The 4,271-nt window shown below is 53.1% G+C and carries 2 protein-coding genes; both read left to right on the forward strand.

All coding sequences use genetic code 11. From position 1 onward, the window contains the following. Positions 1-285: 285 nt before the first annotated feature. Complete coding sequence (locus tag FJ146_19565; GenBank protein ID MBM4254169.1) at positions 286-1,848, forward strand: VCBS repeat-containing protein; 1,563 nt, start codon at positions 286-288, stop codon at positions 1,846-1,848. A 460-nt stretch (positions 1,849-2,308) separates the two neighbouring features. Beyond that, positions 2,309-4,271, forward strand: a 1,963-nt coding sequence (locus tag FJ146_19570; GenBank protein MBM4254170.1) for a hypothetical protein, incomplete at its 3' end; no start/stop codon positions are given.

Here is a 4,271-nt window from a genome sequence, read left to right on the forward strand (position 1 = left end):
GCCGGGCAGCCAAGCGGATGATAAGGCTTGGTAAAACCTCAAAAATCCGTCCCGCGCGGCAGGTATTTTAGGGGCTTAGCTGGCTGTCGCGCGAATTCATTGGCTTAAACTTTTCTGCAGATGATTCAAAGAAGTGCGCGTGAGTCGGCATCATGTCCGCCACCAGCGGCCTAAATGGCCACCCTAACCACCTGTAATAAAATTATTATATGGAACATCAACGCTTTTACTTAAGTCCCAACCACACCATGCCGATACCTAGTCAACTGATGTGGGGAGGCTTGTATGGTGAGATTCATTGGGAGAACGCTACTGGTAATTTGCATCGGCGGAGCACTCTCGGTGCTCAGCTGCAGCGACTCCAAATTCAACGGTGCGACTGGAAAAAAATCTGGTGGCACCACCCCATCGGCCGCCTCACAACAACCAGGCCCTGGTAAACCGACTCCCGCATACGTTGACACAAACGGTGTGGTCAAAGACGAGTGCAAGGAGATCAAACCTCTACCATCGACGACGACTAGTTTAGTGCTGCAATATCAATGGCGCGCAAGTGGTGACAAATCAGAATTTACGAAGGTATCGGCGACGCCCATAGTCGGACGATTAAATAAAGACGACCCTGCGCCGTCGATCTTAGCGGTTGGATTCAAGGAATGTAATGGTGATGTATCACAGACGGCCTACGTCTTTGCCATCGATGGACGTGACGGTGCCCAAAAATGGGTGAGCGATATTCCTGTGGTGGCTTGGCTATCACCAGCTATTGGTGACCTTAATGGTGACGGCAACCTAGAAATCGCAGTGGTTGGCCAAGATAAAAAGCTCCACATACTTTCTAGCAGCGGCAAGAACACCGCAACATCGTCCGAGGACATATTTGTCGCCAGTGAAAGTTTGTGGCCAACTGGCCTGACACTGGCAGACCTCACCGGCGAAGGCACTCCGTCCATCGTTGCCGGTAAGAAGGTACTGGATGGCAAGACCGCTGCGCTCAAATTTTCGCTAAGCTCGGGTAATGGTTTTTCGGCCGTCGGTGATGTAGACGGAAGACCTGGTTTGGAAATTGTCACTAATGCCGGAATATATAGCGGCAAAGACGGTGCAGCGCTTTGTACTTTCGCCACTCCTATAGACGATCCAACACCGGGTGTCTTGACTGCAACCGCTGATCACGGCGTCGTGATCGGCGTCACTACGAACGATGTGGTGGTTTATGACGGACGCGACTGCAGCGTGCAGAAGACTATAGCCAAACCACACGAAGGCGGCGGACCGATAAATATCGCTGACTTTAACGGTGACGGCACACTCGATTTCGGCACAGCGGGAAAAAATGGCTACATGGCTTTCGGGTTATCAGGCCTACTATGGACCACGCCGACACAGGACATCAGTTCCCAAAGGACTGGCTCGACTACATTCGACTTCAACGGTGGTGGCAAGAATCAGATCGTCTACGCGGACGAAGTTAAAGTACACGTGTTTGATGGTGTTGATGGGCGTGAGTTGTATTCCGCTGACCACGACAGTTATACGGCACGTGAAACTCCCGTCGTTGCTGACGTCACAGGCAACGGTAAAGCGAGAATCATCGTCGGGGCCAATAGCTGCTTAACTGGTGCAACACTGGTAGGCATCCGCGTGTTCCGCGACCCTGACGATGCATGGGTCAACACCAGACCCATTTGGAACCAACATACCTACAATCCATTGCTCGTTAGCGATGCTGGCGGACTGGCACAAATTAAACCTGAGTCTGTTTCTAAACCGTGGCTGAAGGCACCTTATCTAGCGGGCTACCGTAACAACATTTCGCAGCCTCCGATCAAGAGTAGCTGCAAGTAAGCTGAGGCGTCGTCACGCCAGTGTTTGCTAAATGAATTTGGGTGGTTACGAGATAATCTACAACACCCTGATATCACGCCAGTATTTTCCGCAAAATCTGGCCATTTGTATCACCGAAGACAGGCCCCATGTGCGCAGCTAACCGGCTGACATCATAGGGACTAAAAAATAATTCTAAAGATCGACTCAACCCCTGTCGAACCAGGATTTTGAGGGAAAAGCGGACATTCCGTCCTCCTCTCGAAACCTTAAGGCCGACTGCATGGGCACACTCAATAACAGCGCACAAAGGACTACCGCCGCTGCATGGCGGGAACTGGCGTGGCTCGTTGTTGTGCTTTTTACGGCAACTCTCTCGCCGTCCACAATGGCCACTGGTGAAGAAACTTTTAGCGTGAGTTACGCGTGACGCCTCACACAAGCCAACGGCGCTCCAGTTGACGGCCCGGTAGATATCGATGTGAGCTTCTGGAGTGCAGCCACTGACGGCGCGCAACGCGGGCGGAGCATCAGTAAGCCTGGCATTAATCTAAGCAACGGCCTCTTCACCATCGATCTCCCACTGTCGGGTCCTGATCTTGCCGCCGTATTCGGTAACGGAACCAACGCTGTTTACATCGAAGTTACTGCCGCCGGCAAAACTTATCCCCGCCAGCGCTTTCTCTATACACCACTAGCGCTGCGCGTCCCGGTGGACGAAAGTCATTTAGAGTATAGCGATACGAACGGCAAGCTCCGCATCAAAATGGACAGCGGCGCCACCGACGGCAGTGTCATGACTAGCGATGGTCGCGGCGGCTTTACTTGGAAAAAAATCGACGCCACTCAGTTAGTCGCCAAGAACGAAAGCAATGCGGCACCTTCTGATAAGCAAGTATTGACTTATAGCAGCGGTAAGTGGATTGCTGCTGATCCTTCGCAATCAAGCAATACCCTAACAAGCATAAGCGGTATCGCACCCATCACCGTCGCTGGATCAGGAACAGCACCTAGTATTAGCATCGCCAAGGCTAGCGGCACAGCTTCTGGGTATTTGAGTTCAGGAGACTGGAGTACGTTTAACAGCAAACAAGATGCCCTTGGCTTCGCACCGCTAAACAAAGCGGGAGACACTCTAGGGGGCACTCTCAATATGAATGGCAAGGCCCTTACTGGTCTCGCCATGCCCGCGGACGCGAGTGATGCAGCATCCAAGAGCTACGTCGATGGACTAGCACTCCGTCAAGACGGAACGGTGCCACTCACGGCAGCTTGGAATGTTGGTGGCAAAGACATCACCAACACGGGTGATATCACAATGGCCGATGGGAGAACTCTTGGACTTAGTAAAAATAGCACTGACCCATCGTTTGCTGCGTCATCGGACAAAGGCAAAATCTGGTTTAATAGCACTAGTAACGATCTTAGGTACTGGGATGGATCCACGGTAAAAACTCTGGGTATGGCTGGATCCGGACTACAGAATCTGAATGGGCAGACGAATAACAGTCAAAGTTTAGCCACTGGCTGGTCTTCAGGCACAGCACCCAACTGGGTCTCTAGTGCCGGCACTCATACCTTGCATGTTCCCCTAGCCTCTACCGCTGGGGTGGCTGCAGGTCTGATTTCCGCAGCGGACTATACGACATTTCATACTAAACTCGGTAGCGTCGCCGCTGGAGGCGGCATGCAAGTATCCACCGTTGGTACAACGGCGACGGTAAGCCTGCCAGTCACCGGCACAGCAGGCACCTACACAAAGGTGACCACCGATGCCTACGGCCGTATCACCACCGGAACATCGCTCGCTGCGGCGGATTTACCACCTCACAGTGCAGGCCTCATAACTTCTGGGACACTTAGTGTGGCTAACGGTGGTACGGGTCTAAACACCGCCCCAACCAACGGACAGTTACTCATCGGTAACGCAGGTAACTTTGCTCTCGGTACTCTGAATCAGGGCGCCAAAGCCGGTGTTAGCATTGCAAGCGGGGCCGGGTCCATCACGCTGGATACGGCTCAGGACATTCGAGCGACTGCGTCACCTACGTTTGCAAATCTCACAGCTAGCTCGTTAACGGCACCCGTTATGACTCAATCTGCCACCTCAGTGCCCACGTTGAGCGCTGCTGGCCAAGGCAAAATCTACTTCGACCAAACGGACAACGAATTCAAAATCTCGCAAAACGGCGGCGCTTACACCAAACTAGCATCCGGTGGCACCGTTACTAATATCGCCACGGGCACTGGCCTCACTGGTGGACCGATCACGGCAACAGGCAGTATTAGCCTCAGTAACACGGCCGTCACACCAGGCAGCTATACGCGCGCCAATATCAGCGTCGATGCGCAGGGTCGACTCACAGCTGCACAAAGCGCAGCGGCCATTGTCGACGCTGACGTCGCTGCTAGTGCGGCCATCGCTCAGTCCAAGATTAGTGGAC

It is taken from the genome of Deltaproteobacteria bacterium (assembly GCA_016874735.1).
Taxonomy (GTDB): Bacteria; Bdellovibrionota_B; Oligoflexia; order Oligoflexales; family CAIYRB01; genus CAIYRB01.